At 66.8% G+C, this 18,874-nt stretch carries 15 protein-coding genes and 2 riboswitches; of the genes, 6 read left to right on the plus strand and 9 right to left on the minus strand.

The features are described from left to right. Together F3J20_RS31800 and F3J20_RS07715 are read left to right on the plus strand one after the other, a co-directional pair. Positions 1-258, plus strand: a 258-nt coding sequence (locus F3J20_RS31800; protein ID WP_205299246.1) for a hypothetical protein, incomplete at its 5' end; no start/stop codon positions are given. Positions 259-415: 157 nt separating this feature from the next. After that, the gene (locus F3J20_RS07715; RefSeq protein WP_167282900.1) at positions 416-1,360 is read left to right on the plus strand and encodes a flagellar brake protein; all 945 of its coding nucleotides are present in this window, start codon (positions 416-418) and stop codon (positions 1,358-1,360) included. A gap of 117 nt (positions 1,361-1,477) precedes the next feature. Here the strand turns inward: F3J20_RS07715 and F3J20_RS07720 are convergent, their stop codons facing one another. From F3J20_RS07720 to F3J20_RS31805, 5 genes are all read right to left on the minus strand, one after another. After that, positions 1,478-2,092 (minus strand): VWA domain-containing protein, encoded by a 615-nt coding sequence (locus F3J20_RS07720; RefSeq protein WP_167282902.1) that lies wholly within the window; start codon positions 2,090-2,092, stop codon positions 1,478-1,480. 56 nt (positions 2,093-2,148) lie between these two features. Beyond that, positions 2,149-3,261, minus strand: coding sequence for an AAA family ATPase (locus F3J20_RS07725; RefSeq protein ID WP_167283064.1), 1,113 nt, complete (start codon positions 3,259-3,261; stop codon positions 2,149-2,151). A gap of 26 nt (positions 3,262-3,287) precedes the next feature. Next, positions 3,288-7,106: a cobaltochelatase subunit CobN gene (gene cobN, locus F3J20_RS07730; protein WP_167282904.1), complete on the minus strand. Its 3,819-nt coding sequence runs from the start codon at positions 7,104-7,106 to the stop codon at positions 3,288-3,290. A gap of 6 nt (positions 7,107-7,112) precedes the next feature. Then, positions 7,113-8,231, minus strand: coding sequence for a cobalamin biosynthesis protein CobW (cobW, locus tag F3J20_RS07735; RefSeq protein ID WP_275691446.1), 1,119 nt, complete (start codon positions 8,229-8,231; stop codon positions 7,113-7,115). Between the two features lie 120 nt (positions 8,232-8,351). Beyond that, a riboswitch (cobalamin riboswitch) is annotated at positions 8,352-8,632 on the minus strand. A gap of 79 nt (positions 8,633-8,711) precedes the next feature. Then, positions 8,712-8,952, plus strand: a riboswitch (cobalamin riboswitch). A 57-nt stretch (positions 8,953-9,009) separates the two neighbouring features. Continuing rightward, entirely contained in the window at positions 9,010-9,189 is a 180-nt protein-coding gene (locus tag F3J20_RS31805) for a hypothetical protein (RefSeq protein WP_205299248.1), read from the minus strand. Positions 9,190-9,195: 6 nt separating this feature from the next. On the opposite strand from F3J20_RS31805, the gene F3J20_RS07740 reads away from it, so the two are divergent. From F3J20_RS07740 to bluB, 4 genes are read left to right on the plus strand one after another with little or no spacing between them, the layout of a single operon-like run. Further along, positions 9,196-9,768 carry a cobalamin biosynthesis protein gene (locus tag F3J20_RS07740; RefSeq protein ID WP_205193201.1) on the plus strand — a complete coding sequence of 191 codons (573 nt, stop codon included), beginning with the start codon at positions 9,196-9,198 and terminating at the stop codon, positions 9,766-9,768. Beyond that, on the plus strand, positions 9,765-10,367 hold the full coding sequence (gene cobO, locus F3J20_RS07745; RefSeq protein WP_167046877.1) for a cob(I)yrinic acid a,c-diamide adenosyltransferase: 603 nt from the start codon (positions 9,765-9,767) through the stop codon (positions 10,365-10,367). Before F3J20_RS07740 ends, cobO begins: the two co-directional genes overlap by 4 nt. Before the next feature lie 3 nt (positions 10,368-10,370). Further along, positions 10,371-11,696, plus strand: coding sequence for a cobyrinate a,c-diamide synthase (locus F3J20_RS07750; RefSeq protein ID WP_167282910.1), 1,326 nt, complete (start codon positions 10,371-10,373; stop codon positions 11,694-11,696). Further along, on the plus strand, positions 11,680-12,342 hold the full coding sequence (bluB, locus tag F3J20_RS07755) for a 5,6-dimethylbenzimidazole synthase (protein ID WP_167046883.1): 663 nt from the start codon (positions 11,680-11,682) through the stop codon (positions 12,340-12,342). The genes F3J20_RS07750 and bluB overlap by 17 nt, the downstream gene beginning before the upstream one ends. Positions 12,343-12,515: 173 nt before the next feature. Here the strand turns inward: bluB and F3J20_RS07760 are convergent, their stop codons facing one another. The 4 genes from F3J20_RS07760 to F3J20_RS07775 form a co-directional block, all read right to left on the minus strand. Beyond that, on the minus strand, positions 12,516-13,133 hold the full coding sequence (locus F3J20_RS07760) for a DUF4136 domain-containing protein (protein WP_167282912.1): 618 nt from the start codon (positions 13,131-13,133) through the stop codon (positions 12,516-12,518). A gap of 87 nt (positions 13,134-13,220) precedes the next feature. Continuing rightward, positions 13,221-15,686: a CHASE2 domain-containing protein gene (locus tag F3J20_RS07765; RefSeq protein ID WP_167283066.1), complete on the minus strand. Its 2,466-nt coding sequence runs from the start codon at positions 15,684-15,686 to the stop codon at positions 13,221-13,223. Between the two features lie 83 nt (positions 15,687-15,769). Continuing rightward, positions 15,770-17,188 carry a FecR domain-containing protein gene (locus F3J20_RS07770; RefSeq protein WP_167047198.1) on the minus strand — a complete coding sequence of 473 codons (1,419 nt, stop codon included), beginning with the start codon at positions 17,186-17,188 and terminating at the stop codon, positions 15,770-15,772. A gap of 38 nt (positions 17,189-17,226) precedes the next feature. Then, on the minus strand, positions 17,227-17,964 hold the full coding sequence (locus F3J20_RS07775) for a response regulator transcription factor (protein WP_167282914.1): 738 nt from the start codon (positions 17,962-17,964) through the stop codon (positions 17,227-17,229). Positions 17,965-18,874 lie beyond the last annotated feature (910 nt).

Here is an 18,874-nt window from a genome sequence, read left to right on the forward strand (position 1 = left end):
CCGCATCAAGCGCCCACACTTATCGGCTGTTGGTTTTTAAAGATCAGTCCACAAACTCACAGCACCCAAACCACCCGGCACCGCTTCGTTTGCGTCGCTGCGTCTGCAGCAGAGAAACGAGATTATGCTGACCGCCCCACGTCACGTCAAGACCCTTGCGCGAATTTTCTTGCGAAGGGCTCCATACCACAACCGTACCATGCAGCAAAGACCAACATCCGTAACTGGAAGCCGCAACAAAAGATCGCCACGAAGTAATTTAGTTATCCAATTTAATTCGGCCATCGCCAGAAGCGGGAAAACACCGAAACCGCCCCTCGCCGACAAAGACGCCCATCCATTTCACTCGACAACTAAAGTTTTACCCGCCGCCGCCGTCAACCAGTTATCTCGCCAATCCAACAAGCTGCCGACCATGGACAACCCTGTCGAGGAACACGTCGACGATACCCCGCCTGCCGCCTCATCTCCGGCACTCAATCCCGATGCAGTCCCGGTAGGTTCACCGCTCGCCTGGCCGATCGTCGATGCCGACGGCACGCTGCTCTTCGCGAGCGGCACGGTCCTCGCGACCACGGACGAGCGTACGTTTCTGTTCACGCACTTCCAGCCGCAACGCGGCGACCTGCTGGGTCCGAACGCGCAGCGGCCCGCCGAACCCGCCCCGCAGCCGCCCCCCGCCGGCGAACAGACGGTCAGGGACATGCACCTCGAGATCGGCGCATTGATCGGCATGCGCTCCCTCGTCAGCGGCAGCGCGCCGATGCACCCGTGCCGCATCATCGGTTTCGCGCCGAATCATGCGCTCTTCGTCACGCCGCCGTTGCAGAATGGCCGCCTGCTGCCGCTCGTGCCCGGCGAAAACGTCGAGATCGTCGCGATCGCGAGCCAGGCCGTATTCCGTTTCGTCTGCACGGTCGAAGCAGTCTGCCGCCTGCCGTTCGACTATCTCGTCCTGTCGAAACCCGGCGCGATCCGGCGTCTGCGCGAACGTAAATCGATCCGTGTCCATGCGCACCTCGCGGTGCGCTTCGGCATCGGCGAAACCGGCGAGAACTACGAAGGGCTCGGGCTCGCGAAAGGCATCAGCGCGCTCGGCATGTCGCTGAGCGCCTCGTGGACGCTCGGCTCGGTCGGCGAGCGGCTGCGTCTCGCGTTTCGTCTGAAGTCGGCCGAACTCGATACCGAGATCGAGACCACGGCGGTCATCCGCAACGTGCAGAAAGGCAGCGCGCCCGGCGAGCCGTCGACTCATGGGCTCGAACTGGACCAGCTCGACACCGCGCAGCAGATGGCGATGAAAGTCTTCGTGTTCGATCGCCACGACGACGTGCTGTACTGGTCCAACGCCACGGCCTGAAGAAACGGCATCGCTGAGCGGCACGCATAACGCGGCGCGGCGCCGCGCATGCGAATCGCGCAAATTCGCACGCCACCGCACGAACACAACCCACGCGCCGCTCAGTTGCCCAACCGCTCAGCCGATCAACTCTTCCGGCGTCAAATACCGCGCGCCCCACGCATCGGCGAACGCTGCACAACGGCCAAGCCGTAGCGCGCCGCGCTCGAAATCGACGAACACCACCTCATCGACATCAGGCGGACGCTCGGGCTCGTCGCGCGAGCGGCCATCGCTCAGAATCCATAGCCAGCGTTGCTGCGCCGGCCGTCTGCGCGCGCTGCGCCCGAGCAGTTGCGCGGCCCGCCGCACGCCCGACGCCAGCGGCGAACCGCCGCCGCCGCCCACCGGTTGCAGCCATCGCTCGTTCCACCAACGCGGCACGGCGGGACCGAAACGCACGTCCGCTCCCGCACCGCCGAAGCAGATCAGCGCGACTTCGGCGCGCATCGCGCTGGCCTCGTCGAACAGCGCGATCAACAGGCCTTTCGCCAAGGCGAGCCGCTGACCGGCCAGCATCGACCCCGAACAATCGAGCACGAAGCAATGCAGTACACCGCCGCGCGGCACTTCAGGCACGAAGCGCAAATGCTCGCGACGCAACGTGCGCTCGCGCATCGCGACAAGCGTCGGCATCCACGCAATGCGTCGGCCCGGCTCGCCGCGCGCAGCGCTGCGTACACCCGCACCCATGCCATGCCGCCATCGAAAACCGCTGCGCGAGTCAGCGGCGGCGCCCTTCCGATGGCTCAGCGTTTTTTTACGCCGAGCGGGATCACGCTTTTGACCGGCACGGCCGCGGTCGGCTCCGGCGGCAGATAGCCCCAGTCGGTGTCGGCGGAAGATGGCGAGGTTTCGCTCGCATGGCGCGAGTCGCCGGCCGACGTATCCGGCTGACGATGCGCCGCGCTCTCACGCGCATCGCTTTCCGACTCATCGTATTGCCGGGCACGCGGCTCATGCTCATGCTCATGCTTACGCCACCGATGAAGCAGCACTGCCTCGGCCACACGATCCACATGCTCCACCGTCACCGCAGCCGACTGCTCCAGCGCCGCGAGCGCACGCGCCGCGCGCAGCATCACGAGATCGGCGCGCAAACCGTCCACGGCCGCGTCGATGCACAACGCACTCACGTGCGCATGCACGGCGTCGTCGAACGAGAGTTGCGGCAGCACCGCGCGCGCCGCGCGAATCCGCTGCACGTACGCGGCCTGCTGCTCAGCGTGAGTGGCACAAAATGCCGCCGGATCATGATCGAACGCGAGCCGCGCCTTGACGATCGCCTGCCGTGTCGACGGCTCGAACGCGTTGCGCAACTCGACCATCAAACCGAAACGGTCGATCAGTTGAGGCCGCAACTCGCCCTCTTCGGGATTCATCGTGCCGATCAGCACGAAGCTCGCGTCATGGCTATGCGATACGCCATCGCGTTCGACGGTATTCACGCCGCTCGCCGCCGCATCGAGCAACGCGTCGACGAGCGCATCGGGCAGCAGATTGACCTCATCGACATACAGCACGCCGCGATGCGCCTTCGCAAGCAGCCCCGGCGAGAAGCGCACCGCGCCGTCACGCAGCACGGTTTCGATATCGAGTGTGCCGATCAGCCGATCCTCGCTCGCACCGAGCGGCAGATTCACGAGTTGTCCTTCCGGCAGCAATTCGGCGAGCGCGCGCGCCGCGGTCGACTTCGCCGTGCCGCGCGGCCCGCTGATCAACACGCCGCCGAGGCCCGGATCGATCGCCGCAAGCAACAAGGCCTGCTGCAACGGTGCCTGGCCGATCAGCGCGGCGAAGGGAAAAGCCGGCCGCCGGGCCGAACCCGATGCGGTGCCCGATACCGTATCCACGCCGCTCATCTCGCCCGCCTCTCGCGTCACCCCATTCATCTCTGCCTTCCTTCGATCTGCTGTTCACTCGCGAGCAGATGCTGCTCCACCTGCGCGCGATAGTCGCCGGGCGCCTGCCACAGCCCGCGCTGCATCGCTTCGAGCAGACGCTCGCAGACCGAATGCAGCGCATGCGGATTGTGCCGTTGCATGAACGCGCGCGTATCGGCATCGTTCAGATACGCGTCGGCGACGAGCGCGTATTGATGATCCGCGACCACGCGCGCGGTCGCATCGTAGCCGTACAGATAATCGACGGTCGCCGCGATCTCGGCCGCGCCTTTATAACCGTGGCGCTTCACGCCATCGAGCCATTTCGGATTGACCACCCGCGAGCGGATCACGCGCGCGATCTCCTCGCGCAACGTACGCACACGCGGCGCGGCCGGATTGCTGTGATCGGCGTGATAGACGCTCGGCTGCTGGCCGGCCAGATGCCGTACCGCCGCGACCATGCCGCCCTGGAACTGGTAATAGTCGTTCGAGTCGAGCACGTCGTGCTCGCGGTTGTCCTGGTTTTGCAGCACCACGTCCATTGCCGCGAGACGCGTGCCGAACGCGTGCTGCGCTGCCTCGCCCGCGCTTTTCTGCGTGTACGCGTAACCTCCCCATGCCTGATACGCGTTCGCGAGATCGGCGTCGGTCTGCCAGTGGCGCGAGTCGATCATCTCCTGCACACCCGCGCCATACGCGCCGGGCCGCGCGCTGAAGACGCGCCAGCCGGCCCGCTTGCGCGCTTCGGCCGGCTCCATGCCGCGCGCGATCAGCGCATCGCGCTCGCGCAGCACGCGCGCGCGGATCGGATTCAACGCTTCGGGTTCGTCGAGTTCGGCGACGGCTTGCACGGCCGCATCGAACAGATGCATCACGTTCGCAAACGCATCGCGGAAGAAACCGGATACGCGCAACGTCACATCGATACGCGGACGGTCGAAGGCTTCGATCGGCATGATCTCGAAGTCGGTCACGCGATGGCTGCCCGGCGCCCACTTCGGCCGCACACCAAGCAGCGCGAGCGCCTGCGCGATATCGTCGCCACCGGTGCGCATCGTCGCGGTGCCCCATACCGACAGGCCGATCGCGCGCGGATAATCGCCATGTTCCTGCAAATGCCGCTCGATCAGCTGCTGCGCGGATTTCAGGCCGAGCGCCCAGGCCGCTTGCGTCGGCACCGCGCGCGTGTCGACCGAATAGAAGTTGCGGCCGGTCGGCAACACGTCGGGCCGTCCGCGCGACGGCGAGCCGCTCGGCCCCGGCGGCACGAAACGGCCTTCGAGGCCGCGCTTCAGTTGCAGCATTTCCTGCGGGCCACAGGCGTCGAGACGCGGCAGCACGTCGTCGCGCAAACGTTCGATAACTAGCGCCGCTTGCGGCAAGTTGCTCTCAAACGATGGAGCCGCACGCGCGCCATCCGCTTCATCGCTGCCCACACCACACACCCCGAGCAACAACTCCGCCGTGAGCATCTCCAGCCGCTCGCGCGTGTCGCCGTAATGCCGCCACGGCGCGTCGCTGACCCGCTGCAACACGGCCGGGCGCGGACCGTCCCACGGCCCGGCCCAATCGACCGTCAACGGATCGAACAGATGATCAATACGCAGATCGCGCGCCAGCGCGTCGACGAGCCCCGCTCTGCGCCCCTGTCCATCGCCGATCGGAAAGCGCCCGAGCGCAAGCAGCGTATCGCGCCGCTGCACGCCGGCCGGCGATTGCCCGAACGTATGCAGACCATCGCGAATCTGCGCTTCCTTCAGTTCGCACAACCACGCATCGACGCGCGTGAGCAGCGCGTCTTCATCATCCTGGCCATTCGGCGCGGCGAGGCTCAGTTCCTCGTGCAGGCGGTGCTCGACGATCGTCGCGAGAATCGTGCGGCGCAGCAGCTTCGCGCGGCGCGGATCGACCATCAGCGCTTCGTAGTATTCGTCGACCTGGCGTTCGAGGTCCTGCAGCGGTCCATAGTTTTCGGCGCGCGTGAGCGGCGGCATCAGATGATCGACGATGACCGCCTGCGCGCGCCGCTTGGCCTGGCTGCCCTCGCCCGGATCGTTGACGATGAACGGATACAGATGCGGCATCGGCCCGAGAATCAGATCGGGCCAGCACGCCTCGCTCAGCGCGACGCTCTTGCCGGGCAGCCATTCGAGGTTGCCGTGCTTGCCGACGTGCACGACCGCGTCGATGCCGAACTGCCGGCGCAGCCAGAAATAGAACGCGAGATACGCATGCGGCGGCACGAGTTCGGCATCGTGATAGCTCGCGTAATCGCCCTGCTCGCGCGAACGCGCCGGCTGAATGCCGACGAATACGTGCCCGCAGCGCCAGCCCGCGATCATGAAGCGCCCGCGCCGCAGCGTCGGGTCCTGCTCGGGCAGGCCCCAGCGCGCGATCAACGCGTCGCGCACGCTCGCCGGCAGCGCGTTGAAATGCGCGAGGTAGTCGTCGAGTGCAAGGCTTTGCAAGGCTGGACGCAGATCGCGCACAACGGGATCGTTGGTCACGCCTTCGGTGAGTTTCTGCAACAACGCAGCGCCGTTTTCGGGCAATTCGCCAACACGATAGCCCTCGCCGCGCAGCATCGACAGAATGCCGACCACCGAAGCCGGCGTATCGAGCCCGACGCCATTGCCGATGCGCCCTTCGCTCATCGGATAGTTCGCGAGAATCAGCGCGAGCTTCTTGTCCGCATTGTCGAGCGAACGTAGACGGCACCAGCGGCGGCTCAGTTCGGCGAGAAAACGCACGCGTTCGAGGTCGGGCTGATAGCGGACCACGTCGACCTCGGTATGCGGACAACGATAGGCGAGCCCCTTGAAGCTGATCGCACGCGTGATGATGCGGCCGTCCACTTCCGGCAGCGCGATATGCATTGCGATGTCGCGCGAATTGAGGCCGTGATTGTCCTTGAGCCAGTCCTCGCGATTGCCGCCGCTCAGGATCACCTGCAACACCGGCGCGTCGCCGGCCAGCGCGAGCGGCTCGGGGTCGTCGATCGCGGACGCGGCGAACGCGGTCGTATTGAGCACGAGTGCAGCATCGTGCTGCGCGCACAGCGACTGCACGACTTCGCGGCTCACCGCATCTTTCAGCGACGTGATCGCGAGCGGCAGCGGATTGAGCCCTTGCGCTTCGAGCGCGTCGATCAGCGCATCGAACACCGCGGTATTGGCAGCCTGCAGATGCGCCTTGTAGAACAGAATCGCGACCACAGGCGCGTCCTGGCGCCAGCGCGCCTGCCAGTCGGCGATGGTCGGCGTGTCGTGCGCGGGATGATAGAGCGACGCGGCCGGCAACGCGCGCGGCGGCTCGGGCTCGCGTCCCCAATCGAGCGCGCGATAGGCGATGCAGCGCAGGAACGCCTCGGCATTCTGCGGGCCGCCCTCGCGCAGATAACGCCACAACTGATGGCACAGCTCGGCGCTCGCGGTACTGCGCGCGAGCAGGTTCGGGTCCTCCTGCAAATCGCCGGAAAACATCGCAAGCGTTTGCTGCCTGCGCTGCGCGAGCGCGACGACCTGCTCGATGCCGTACGGCCAGTAAGCCTCGCCGCCGAGATGATCGACCACGACGACGCGTGCATGCTGCAACACGTCGTCGAGATAGAAATCGACCGACGCCGGCTGCCGCAAATAGGTGACGTTGGCGAGCCGCAGGCTCGGGAAGCCGTCGCCGAGACGCGGCACCACGCTCGCGAGCAGCGACAGCGTGGTGTCGGCGGAACTGAGCACGACGATATCGGCAGGCTGCTGATCGATACGGATCACGCCCTGCGTATCGTCGACGAAACCGCCCGGCGTCGTGCGTAGCAGATGCATGAGCGCTTACGCCTGGTGTGCGGCAACGCTCGCGGGCGCAGGAGCGGCGGCGTCGAGTGCCGCGTCGAACGCGCGTTGCAGCGTGGCCTGATCGAGGTCTTCGCCGATCAGCACGAAACGGCTGCCGGCGTGCGCGCCGCCGTCATTTTCACCGGCCTGCCAGCGCCGGTCGAAATAGCTGTCGAAGCGCCGCCCCACGCCCTGAATCACGAGGCGCATCGCCGCGCCCGGCAACGCGGCAAAGCCCTTCACGCGATAAATCGTGTGGCCTTCGACAAGCGTCTGCAATGCGGCGATCGCCGCGTCGCGCGACGACACGCGCGCTTCCACGACGACCGAATCGAATTCGTCGTGGTGGTGGTCGGGATCGTCGGCGGAACCGTGATGATCGTGGCGCAGGTGGATCGTCTCTTCCGAAGCCGCTTCGAGCCCGAGCAGCGTGTGCAGATCGAGCTGGCCCTGCTGCGCGCGCACGATCTTCACCTGCGGCGGAATCTCCCCGCGAATCAGCGCTTCGACCGCGCGCTGCTGCGCATCGTCGACGAGGTCGGTCTTGTTCAGGATCACGAGATCGGCCGCGGACAACTGATCTTCGAACAGCTCGTGCAGCGGCGATTCGTGATCGAGATTCGGATCGGCCTTGCGCTGCGCATCGACGGCGACCGGGTTCGCGGCAAACTGGCCGCTCGCGGCAGCCGGACCATCGACGACGGTCACGACCGCGTCGACCGTGAAGCTGTTCTTGATCTGCGGCCAGTTGAACGCCTGCACGAGCGGCTTCGGCAATGCGAGACCCGAGGTTTCGATCAGCACGTGATCGATTTCGCCGCGGCGCTCGACGAGCTTTTCCATCACCGGAAAAAACTCTTCCTGCACGGTGCAGCAGAGGCAACCGTTCGCGAGTTCATACAGTTGCCCTTCGGTTTCGACGCCGTTTTCATCGCAGCCGATGCCGCAACCCTTGAGGATCTCCCCGTCGATGCCGAGTTCGCCGAACTCGTTGACGATCACCGCGATGCGCTTGCCGCCCGCATGCTGAAGAATGTGCCGCAGCAGCGTGGTTTTGCCGCTGCCGAGAAAGCCCGTGACGATCGTGACGGGGATCTTGCGCAATTGAGTTTGCATCGTGAGGTTCATCCGAAGGCGTTGCGCCGCGCATGCCGGAACGAGCGCCGGCGTTGCCGCGACAACGGAAAACAGAAAGCGGAAAGTGAGGTCGTGAACGCGACGCCGCATCCCCGTGGCGTCCGTCCTGCATCTTCGGGCCGGTATCCGGGCTGGCGAAAGCGCCGCTTCCCCTTCCCGGCCGAGTGGTTTCTCGACCAGTGGTGATATGCCGACGCAGCCTTGCGCGTGGACATCGAAGCCGGCTCCGCGGTGGCCGGCCATGCAGCCGATACCGCTTTTCGCTTACCGTTGCGGGGACAGCACAGGTTGGCCCGTTCCAGAGCAGGTGGGCTCCCTGTTTCCCGTTTAACTGCACGCGCATGGATGCGCGCGCGAGCACCAGAAGTGCGTGCGAGTGTAGGCCCACGGCCATGCGCAGTCAAGGAAAGGACACCGCGTGAAGCGCCGCGCGCGCTTATCCGGCGGGGCGCCATGTGCTATCGTATGCGCGCGTTTGGTGCCCGCACATGCGCTCGCGTGTGCAGTTAAACGGGAAACAGGCAGCGCGTCATGCGTTCAATCTGTGCTGTCCCCGCAACGGTAAGCGACCTGCGACGCGAGCGCCGTTCCGGCCGCGTCGCACATGCGTTTTTCGCGCCACTGTCCGATGAATCCGGACGGGAAGGCAAAGCGCGTGAGGCCGCCAGCCCGGATACCGGCCAGACGCGGAGGCGGCGCCGCGTTCATCGCTGCGTTGCCGGCCGCCGGAATCCGCGGGGAACGGATGTGATGGCGTTCAAGCATGGCCGCGCCGCGCGTGGCGTTTTTCCACGGGGTTTTCGCCGCGAAAACGCAACGCGCCGCGCGATGGTCCAAGCCCGGATTCGCAGTACCGCATGACCTCGATCTTCCTTGCCGCGTGCGCCCTTGCAGGCAGCCGCCCTTTTTCCATTACCGCGAGGCGTTTGCCTTGCATGCCGCGATGACGCGCGCCTCGCTCGCCAGCGCCGGGCACGAGGCCTCTTGCGCTGACGCGAATGCCGAAGCCAAAGCCGATGCCGCTCGACACACCGGACGCCCGGGCAAGACGCTCGGCGTCGGCATCGGCTGTCGCCTCGGCAGTTCGGCGCAACAGATCGAAGCGGCGGTGCGCGCCGCGCTCGGCTCGCACGCGTGCGTCGCTTCTTTCGAACAGATTCACGCCGTCGCCACGCTCGACGCCAAAGCCCACGAAGCGGGCCTGCGCGAATTCTGCGCGCGTCATGCGCTGCCGTTGCAGGTGTTCAGCCGCGAGCAGATCGCCGCGGTGCCGGTCGCCACGCCGTCGCTGGCCGCGCAAACGCATCTCGGCGTCGATGGCGTTTGCGAACCCTGCGCGCTGCTCGCGGCGCAGACCCTGGCGGCTGCGTCAGCCGCTGCATCGCCCACACAGCCCGCGCGCCTGCTCGTACCCAAGACCGTGCACGACGGCGTTACCGTCGCGATCGCCTCGGCCAGCAGCGACGCCGACACCGCTCCAACCCAACCCGACACTCCCCAACAGGACCTTCGATGAAAACCGATCCCGAATCGCATCAACGCATGACCGAACGCCGCCGCGAGGGCCATGAAAAGAAACAGGCCGCCGCGACCGTCGAGAAAGGCCTGCTGATCGTCAACACCGGCACCGGCAAGGGCAAAAGCACGGCCGCGTTCGGCATGGCCGTGCGCGTGCTCGGCCACGGCATGCGCCTTGGCGTCGTGCAGTTCATCAAGGGCGCGCTGCATACCTCGGAGCGCGACTTTCTCGGCGCGATCGCACACTGCGATTTCGTCACGATGGGCGACGGCTACACCTGGAACACCCAGAACCGCGACGCCGACATCGCCACCGCGCGCAAGGGCTGGGACGAGGCGCGCCGGATGATCGAAAGCGGCGACTATCAGATGGTGATCCTCGACGAACTGAACACCGTGCTCAAGTACGAATACCTGCCGCTCGACGAAGTGCTGTCGGTCATCAACGCGCGCGCGCCGATGCTGCACGTCGTCGTGACCGGCCGCCATGCGCCGGACGCGCTGATCGAAGCCGCCGATCTCGTCACCGAAATGCGCGCGATCAAGCATCCGTATCGCGAGCAGGGCGTGAAGGCGCAGCGCGGCGTGGAGTTCTGAGCGATGCCGTCAGCGCCCGAAGCGACGCGCCGCCCGGCCTGTCCCGCGCTCTTTATCAGCGCGCCCGCCTCGGGCCAGGGCAAGACCACGATCACGGCGGGGCTCGCGCGCCTGCACCGGCGGCTCGGACGGCGCGTGCGCGTGTTCAAGACCGGCCCGGACTTTCTCGACCCGATGATCCTCGCGCGCGCGAGCGGCGCGCCGGTGCTGTCGCTCGATCTGTGGATGGTCGGTGAAACCGCGTGCCGCAACCTGCTCGCGCAGGCGGCGGCCGAGGCCGATCTGATCCTGATCGAAGGCGTGATGGGCCTGTTCGACGGCACGCCGAGCAGCGCCGATCTCGCCGCGACGTTCGGCGTGCCGGTGCTCGCGGTGATCTCCGCGCAGGCGATGGCGCAGACCTTCGGCGCGCTCGCGTTCGGGCTCGCGCGCTTTCGGCCCGAACTGCCGTTTCATGGCGTGCTCGCGAATCGCGTCGGCTCGGCGCGCCACGCGCAGATGCTGCAGGAAGCGCTGCCGCCCGAATTGCACTGGTGCGGGCACATCGCCGCGAGCGACGAAATCACGCTGCCCGACCGGCACCTTGGCCTGCACCAGGCAAACGAAATCGACGACCTCGACGCGCGCCTCGAGCACGCGGCCGATACGCTCGCGGCAACCGCGCTCGCCGAGTTGCCGCCGGCCGTCGACTTCGACTCGCCCGTGCCCGAAGTCTTGCCGCGCCTGCTCGACGGCAAGCGGATCGCGATAGCGCGCGACGCCGCGTTCTCGTTCATCTATCCGGCCAACGTCGCGCTGCTCGAAGCGCTCGGCGCACAAGTGCACGACTTCTCGCCGCTCGCCGACGAAGCCCTGCCCGACGACATCGACGCGCTCTATCTGCCGGGCGGCTATCCCGAGCTGCACGCGGCGACGCTGGCCGGCAACGCGCGCAGCGCCGCGTCGATCCGCGCGCACGTCGCGGCGGGCAAGCCCGTGGTCGCCGAATGCGGCGGCATGCTCTATCTGCTCGACCGGCTGACCGACGCGCACGGCACGAGCACGCCCATGCTCGGCCTCGTGCCCGGTCACGCGACGCTGCAAAAGCGCTTCGCCGCGCTCGGCATGCAGCAGATCGACAGCCTGCACGGCCCGCTGACCGGCCACACGTTCCACTACTCGAAGCTCAGCACGCCGCTCGCGCCGCTGCGCTTCGCCACACGCGCGCACAGCGACGCCGCCGGCGAGGCGGTTTATCGCGTGGGCCCGATTGTGGCAACCTATATGCACGCCTACTGGCCTTCCAACCCGGCCTTCACGGCCGCCCTGTTCCATGGCGCAGCCTTTTGACGATTCCGAGCGCGACGCGGTATATCGCGCGATTTACGAACGCCGCGACATGCGCCACTTCGTGGCCGATCCGGTCGATCCCGCCGTGCTGCGGCGTCTGCTCGACGCCGCGCATCACGCGCCGAGCGTCGGCTTCATGCAGCCGTGGCGCATCGCGCGCATTACCGATTCAACCCTGCGCACGGCCCTGCACGACATCGTCGAGCGCGAACGGCTCGCCACCGCCGACGCGCTCGGCAAGCGCCGCGACGAGTTCATGAAGCTCAAGGTGGAGGGCATGCTCGAATGCGCGGAACTGCTCGTGATCGCGCTGATGGACGGGCGCGAGCGGCACGTGTTCGGACGCCGCACGTTGCCGGAGATGGACCTTGCCTCGGTTGCGTGCGCGATCCAGAACATGTGGCTCGCCGCGCGCGCGGAAGGGCTCGGGCTCGGCTGGGTGTCGCTGTTCGACGTCGAGGCGGTGCGCGAGCTGCTGCGCATGCCCGCGGGCGCGCGGCCGGTCGCGATTCTGTGCCTCGGCCACGTCGACCGGTTTTACAGCGAGCCGATGCTCGAAACCGAGCGCTGGGCGAGCCGTCTGCCGCTTGCCGATTGCGTGTTCGAAAACTGCTGGCCGCAGAGTGATGTTGTGGAGCGCGAGTAAGGCGCGCACAAGGCCGGGGCGGCCCCGGCTTGCCGCTTTAGCCGGGTCTGGATGAACCAGGTTTGGGCCTCGTTTCGACTTCGTCCCAACCCGGCCCAAGCCCAGGCTCAGCCCCGTCAGCCCCAACCCAACAGCGCCGTTAGCCCAAAGCCTATCCCTGCCTTAGCGTTGCCTCAACGCTGCAACGGCTGCAACGGCTTCATCGACTCCACACTCGCCGCGCCGCTCGTCTTGTCGATGCTCAGCTTCACGCGCCAGTCGGCCGGTTCGTCGAACGGCAGCTTCGCAAGCGCCGTTTTCGCGAGCAGCGGCAGCGCATGCAGCGGGTCCGCATTGCGATCGACGAACACCGCGCTGACCTTGTAGCGCTCCTCGCCATTCGCGTAGTCGAAGAAGCGCAGCGTCAGCGTATGGCGGTACTCGCGCCCGAACATCAGCGCACCGAGCCCGCCGCCCGAGTCGCCGCAGTCGGCCGGCTCGCAATCCTTGCCGCCGATGCCGACCGACGCGAGGCGCGTGCTGTACGCCATCGACACACGGTAATGCGCCTGCTTGCCGTCGCTATCGACGAAACCGTGTTTCGCCAGCTCGTCGCGCACCAGCTTCTCCGCCTGCGGATGATCGGTGCTGCCTTCCTGCGGCTGCGTGCGCGCCATCGCATAGGTCGGCTCGCCTTGCAGCGCGGCGGCAGCAGGGTCGGGCCGCGCGACGTGCACGTCGGCGCTCGGGCCCGCGCAGCCGGTCAGGCTCGCCGCGGCCAGTGCCGCGCAAAGATAGAAGACTTTTGCCATTTCCTCGTTTCTCTTGGATGGATCGCTCTCGGGTCAATCGGATAGGACACGGGCGCGGCGCGATCGGTTCGGCCGCTTACGCGTTGGTTAGGCGTCGTCGAGCGCGGGCAGCCAGATCGTGAAAGCCGTGCCCTCGCCCGTGGCGCTGACGACCTCGACACCGCCGCCGTGACGGGTCACGACGGTCTTCACGAACACCATGCCCAGTCCCGCGCCGCCCACTTCCGGCCGCTCCGCCTCGTGAAAGCGCCGGAAGCGCTCGAACAGCCCGGCCTGCTGCTCCTTCGGAATGCCGTAGCCCTGATCGCGGATCGTGCACGACACGCGCCGCGCCGTGCCGCCCGGGTGCGGCCCCGCCGGCAGGCTCGCGAAGCTGCAGACGATGCGCGTGTCTGGCGGACTGTACTTGATCGCGTTGTTCAGAATATTGACAAAAGCACGCGTCATCAGCGAGCGATCGGCACAAATCCAGTGGCCGTCGCTGTCGGCGTCGCCCGTCTCGGTGTGCAGCGCGATGCGCTTCGCGTGCGCCTGCGGCCAGACTTCGTCGCTCGCGTCGATCACCAGTTCGGTCAGGCTCTGCGGTTCGAGCACATAGGTTTGCGACTCGGCCCGCGCGAGCTGCACGAAGTCGTCGGCGAGCGTCAGCGCGCGCTGCGCATAGCGCTCGATACGTTCGAGCAGGCCGCGCGCGAGCGCCGGCTCGGTCCGCGCGCGCTCCATCTCGACCAGCGCCAGGATCGACGCCTGCGGCGAGCGCATGTCGTGCGACAGCAGCCGTAGCGCGTCCTCGCGCTGACGCTCGGCTGCATGCAGCGCCGACACGTCGACGAGACCGGCGATCCAGCCGGTCGTCTCGCCCTGCGCGTTGGTGCAGGTCGCATAGCGCAGCAGATGGTCGCGCTCCTTCGCGTCGCGCACTTCGACACCCTGCGCCATCAACGCGGCGAATTCGTCGCGCCTCGGATCGAGCGGCGCCGGCCAGTGCGCATGCGCGGACAGGTTGCGCTCGGCGTCCGAGGCCGCGCCGCTGTCGATCGTCTTCACGAGCGTCAGGCCGCCGAGCACCGTGTGCATCGGCTGGTCCTCGGGCATCGCCGCGCCGAGCCGCGCGAAATGCGCCTTGGCCGCGTGGTTCGCGATCAGCACGATGCCGCGCAGATCGCTCACGAGAATCGGCTCGGGCACGCTGTCGAGGCTGTCCCACACGAAGCGCTTCATGTCCTGCACGCGCTGCGCGGCCTGCGCCATCAGCGCCATGTGCTGTTCGAGCACATCGCCGCCGAACTCGCGGCGGCTGCGCGGCGCCTCGGGCAGCAGATGCGGTTCGTCGGCGAGACGCTGCAGTTCGCCGCGCAGATAGGCCATCGTCATTTCGAGGCGGCGCCAGTTCCAGATCGGATAGACGATCACCACGCCGAGGATCGCCGGCACCGGCGACATCCAGAGCCGACCGCCGTAGAGCAGTCCCGCGCTACCGGCCGCGGCGAGCAGCACGAGCGTGCCGGTCAGGAGCAGCGAGCGGCGCGGCGACAGCACGAGAAAGCCGGCGAGCAGCGCGGCGAGCGGCGCGAGCGACGCCGCGAACACGAACCAGCGCCCGACCGGCTCGATCTCGCGGCCGGTCAGCAGCGTGTCGAGCACGTTCGCGTGAATGTAGACGCCGGGCAGCGGCCCCAGCTCGCCGGACACCGGCGTCGCGAAGCGGTCGTACAGGCCCGAGGCCGTCACGCCGATCACGACGATGCGCCCGCGCAGCTGATCGGCCGGCACCTTGCCGTCGAGCACGTCCGCGAAACTGAGCTTCGTGTAGTTGCCGGCGTTCGAGCCGAACGGGATCAGGAAACGGCCCTCGCCGCCGTCACTGCCTCGGGCTTTCCCGCGCACGGGCTCGGCCGAGCGGCGCGGCGGCGGACCGCCGCGCAGATGCAGCTTGCCGCTCTCGACCGCTTCGGCGACGAGCAGCATCAGTTGCGGCCAGCGCGAGCCGTCGTCGCCCTGGAAGCGCGCGACGCTGCGCACGATGCCGTCGCTATCGACCTCGAAATTGATGTGGCCGATCCCGGCGGCCGCGCGCGCGAGCGGCGCGACCGGCTCGACGACGACCCGGCGGCCAGTGTCGTCGGGCGACGTGAGCAGCAGGGGCAGATAGGTCGGGCTCAGCGCGACCGCGTGGGCGAGCGCGGCGTCGTCGAGATTCGGTTCGGTGAACAGCACGTCGTAGACCACCGCGGCCGGTTGCGCCGCCGCGATCCGTTCGAGCAGCTTCGCATGGACGCTGCGCGGCCACGGCCAGCGGCCGAGCCGCGCGATGCTCGCGTTGTCGATCTCGACCATCACGATGTCGGACAGCAAGGGCTGCGCGCGGGCGCCGAGGAAGCGGTCGTACACGAGTTGATCGATGCCGCCGCTTAGCCGCCCGAACGAAGTGAGCAGGATCACCACGATGCCGAGGCAGCCGACCGCTACCCACTCGATCAGGAAACGCCGGCCGGCGCGCCGGCCCAAACGGGCGCGTGGATCGAGGCTCAAGCGCGCGGAGGTCGTGGGAATAGTGGGCAACGAACGATGTAATCCGGGACGGGGGGACGAAGAGACGGACCGGCCGCGGGGCCGGTCCCGAGAATCTACCAGCGTCAGCGCGCCAGCGTAAAGGAGCGGACCGAACTGTTCTTTTCGTAGAACCGGCCGTTTTCGAACTGCTCGGCGACGATCATCCAATAGTAGTCGCCCGCGGGCAGGTCGCTCACCACCAGCTGGCCGCCGGGCAGGTCGGCGCGATCGACGATCGGATGACTCAGGTCTTTGGTTTTGGCGAGCACGAAACGGAAGCGCGTCGGCACGTTGCTCTGGCTCACGAACCAGCGGAATTCGTAGTCGTGGCTGCCCGCGCGCTGCGCGGCCGAGGCATCGAGCCCGAGCTGACGGCGCTCGAACGCATAGACCTTCGGCAGGCCGTCGAGACCGTTGCCGTCGGTCGAGGCGATCCGCACGAAATACGTGCCGTCGGGCAAAGCGCCGAAATCCGCGTGCGGCGCGCTCACGCGCATGTCGCGCACGAGATCGAGCTGGTCGGCGTCGTGCGAAATCTGCAGGCGATAGCCGACCGCGTGCTCGGCCGGCGCGAGATCGAACGCGACGGTCTTGCCGTCCTGCACGCGCGCGGGCTGCAGCAGTGCCGGCGCCGGCAACAGCTCGACCGGACTGCCGACCGCGCCGCCCGCATGCGTGATGTTGCCGAAGCTCGCCTTGACCAGTTGCTCGGACGCCTGCAGCGGCACACCCGGCGCCGGCGCGGCGCGCCGTCCACCCTGCGCGCCCTGCGCGGCCGGATCGACGCCGACCGCGCCGTCGAGCACCGCGACCGAAGTGGTCTGCGCGCCGCCGTCGTAATCGACGCGAAAACGCGTGCCGCGCACGCCCGCGACCACCGACGGCGAGCGGATCTGGAAGCGGTCGTCGGGCCGCGTCGCATGCGTCACCTGGCTCTCGACTTCGCCGCGATGCAAATCGAAAACGCGGTCGCCCGTGCCGGTCAGCACGGTGTGCCGCAATTTCTCGATGTCGAGTTCGCCGTCCTGCGCGACAGTGACGTACGAGCCGTCGGGCAGTTCGAGCGTGGCGAAGCCGTTCGTGCCGGTGCGTACGCGATCGCCTTCGGCAAGCGTCGTGCCGGTCTTGAGCGGCAGGTACGGGCTCGTGCCGAAGGCGTGCTCGACCGGTCCGCTCATCGCGACGACACGCGCCGTGTCCCGATCCTGGCGAAGCTTGTCGGTCGGCAGACGCAGCACGATGCCGGCCGGCATGCGGCGCGGCGCGGGTACGTGATTAAGGCGGCTCAACAAGGCCCAGTCGGCGGGATCGGCCATATAACGGCCGGCGATGTCGTACAGCGTGTCGCCCTCGTGGGTCGTGTACGACACATAAGCAGGCGGCGCCTTGACACCGGCTGGCGCGCCACTCGCGCGCGCCTGCGCGGCGGCGCTCCCGCCGATTGCGCTCGTTGCCATCAGGCAGGCCAGCGCGAGCCACGCGGTGGAGCGGCGGCCCGGCATGGCAGCGCGGGTGCGCGCTGCCGTATCCACGAAAACCGTCACGCCTCCCCCGCTTCGGAACGTTCCGCGGTGGCGGCCGGCGGCGCATCGGTTTCGATCCGCTCGAGGCGATAACCGTAGCCGTAGATCGGCGTCAGACGGTAGCCCTGCTCCGGGCGCAAACCGAGCTTGCTGCGCAGCATCGAGACGTGGGTGTCCATCGTGCGCGAAGGGATGTCGGTGGCCTGCTTCCAGATCACGTCGAGAATATGCGCACGCGACAGCGGCCTGCTCAGGTGCTGGAACAGCAGCAGCGCAAGCTCGAACTCTTTCTGCGTGACGGCGACCGGCGTGCCGCGCACGACGACGTGCTTGGCACCGAGGTCGAACTCGAAGTCGCCGAAGACTTCCTTGCTCGCCGGGGGCTTCAGATAGTAGGCGCGGCGCAGCAGCGAACCGACGCGCGCAAGCAGTACCGCGGCGGAGACGGGCTTGACGAGATAGTCGTCCGCGCCGGTATTCAGGATCGAGGTGATGTCGGTTTCGCGGCCCCGGCTCGTCATGAACAGAACCGGCAGGCGCTCGGAGAGGCTTTCGCGCACCCAGCGCAGCACCTCTTCGCCGGACATGTCGGGAACGTTCCAGTCGAGCACGAGCAGATCGAACGTCTGACGCCGCAGCTGGCGCACCAGTTCTCTGCCCGCACCAAAGGCGTGGCAGACATGCCCCGCCGCCGACAGCGTTTGACAAACAAGATCGGCCTGGGCCGAATCATCATCGAGGACTGCAATTCTCATAACACCCCACAACGCAATAGCGCCTTTCCTGGCGGGTCGCCGGCTAACCGGCAGAGCGCCGGGATGACGGTGCGAACCGCCGATCCGGCTTCCCCAAAAAGAGTCCGGCTGCTATTCCTGAATAAATGGTCCTTTGCCTTCGCCCCCGTTTCGCACTGCTTTCGCATAAGCTCGAAATCAGCGCATAGACGAAATTGCATTCGATTATGCGGGGCAGATCATCATAATCGAAACCCTCTTTTTCCGGCTGCCGTGTGGCGGCAATCCGTCGCGAAAAAAACCTGATTGAAAGCGTCCTACGCGTTTTTCTTAGATTTTCCTATGACCGCCGGTGTATGCCGGAGTCCCGGGAAATGCACGTGCTCAAGACTGTTATCGTTGCCGGGAAAGTGTTTGGCCCCGTCTGCAAATCCCTTTTCAGCCAGTTCGTGAAAGAACTTCGATTTAACAATTTGTTGGCTAGTATAGGAATAGTCTCAAGATAAATGGTTTAAACATTGTCAGATTTCGTTGAAACTTCGTGTCGCCGAATGCCTCCGCGATCGACTCGCAAGAACGCCGATACCCGTTGGCTTGCGCGAGATCGAACGAGGGATCGGAATTGATTCGGATCGGGCAGGAAGCAGCGAAAGACCAGGATGGCCGGCGGCCGGTCGATAAAAAAAGCGGCGTCGCCTCACCGAGGTAACGCCGCCTCAAACACTACACACGCTCGCCGGGGTCTAGCCGCACGAGTCACGCCACGGTAGCCGCGACGACATTCGCGCTCAAGAGGAAAGAACTGCCTTTGTAACCGCTCGCGAGATAACTCTTACCGGCGCCACTTCGCACAATAGCGCCGAAGGTCGGCGCCACATGCGTCCGATATTGATATGAGCAGACCCCGTCTCGCGCATCGACTTACATTAAA

The organism is Paraburkholderia sp. Cy-641 (assembly GCF_011752945.1).
Lineage (GTDB): Bacteria > Pseudomonadota > Gammaproteobacteria > Burkholderiales > Burkholderiaceae > Paraburkholderia.

What these genes read in the sequence shown, in the direction of transcription:
- F3J20_RS07715 (WP_167282900.1), top strand. Translation starts at nt 416, where the DNA reads ATGGACAACCCTGTCGAGGAACACGTCGACGATACCCCGCCTGCCGCC.
- F3J20_RS07720 (WP_167282902.1), bottom strand. Translation starts at nt 2,092, where the DNA reads ATGGGTGCGGGTGTACGCAGCGCTGCGCGCGGCGAGCCGGGCCGACGC.
- F3J20_RS07725 (WP_167283064.1), bottom strand. Translation starts at nt 3,261, where the DNA reads ATGAGCGGCGTGGATACGGTATCGGGCACCGCATCGGGTTCGGCCCGG.
- cobN (WP_167282904.1), bottom strand. Translation starts at nt 7,106, where the DNA reads ATGCATCTGCTACGCACGACGCCGGGCGGTTTCGTCGACGATACGCAG.
- cobW (WP_275691446.1), bottom strand. Translation starts at nt 8,231, where the DNA reads ATGCAAACTCAATTGCGCAAGATCCCCGTCACGATCGTCACGGGCTTT.
- F3J20_RS31805 (WP_205299248.1), bottom strand. Translation starts at nt 9,189, where the DNA reads ATGCAAGGCAAACGCCTCGCGGTAATGGAAAAAGGGCGGCTGCCTGCA.
- F3J20_RS07740 (WP_205193201.1), top strand. Translation starts at nt 9,196, where the DNA reads ATGACGCGCGCCTCGCTCGCCAGCGCCGGGCACGAGGCCTCTTGCGCT.
- cobO (WP_167046877.1), top strand. Translation starts at nt 9,765, where the DNA reads ATGAAAACCGATCCCGAATCGCATCAACGCATGACCGAACGCCGCCGC.
- F3J20_RS07750 (WP_167282910.1), top strand. Translation starts at nt 10,371, where the DNA reads ATGCCGTCAGCGCCCGAAGCGACGCGCCGCCCGGCCTGTCCCGCGCTC.
- bluB (WP_167046883.1), top strand. Translation starts at nt 11,680, where the DNA reads ATGGCGCAGCCTTTTGACGATTCCGAGCGCGACGCGGTATATCGCGCG.
- F3J20_RS07760 (WP_167282912.1), bottom strand. Translation starts at nt 13,133, where the DNA reads ATGGCAAAAGTCTTCTATCTTTGCGCGGCACTGGCCGCGGCGAGCCTG.
- F3J20_RS07770 (WP_167047198.1), bottom strand. Translation starts at nt 17,188, where the DNA reads ATGCCGGGCCGCCGCTCCACCGCGTGGCTCGCGCTGGCCTGCCTGATG.
- F3J20_RS07775 (WP_167282914.1), bottom strand. Translation starts at nt 17,964, where the DNA reads ATGAGAATTGCAGTCCTCGATGATGATTCGGCCCAGGCCGATCTTGTT.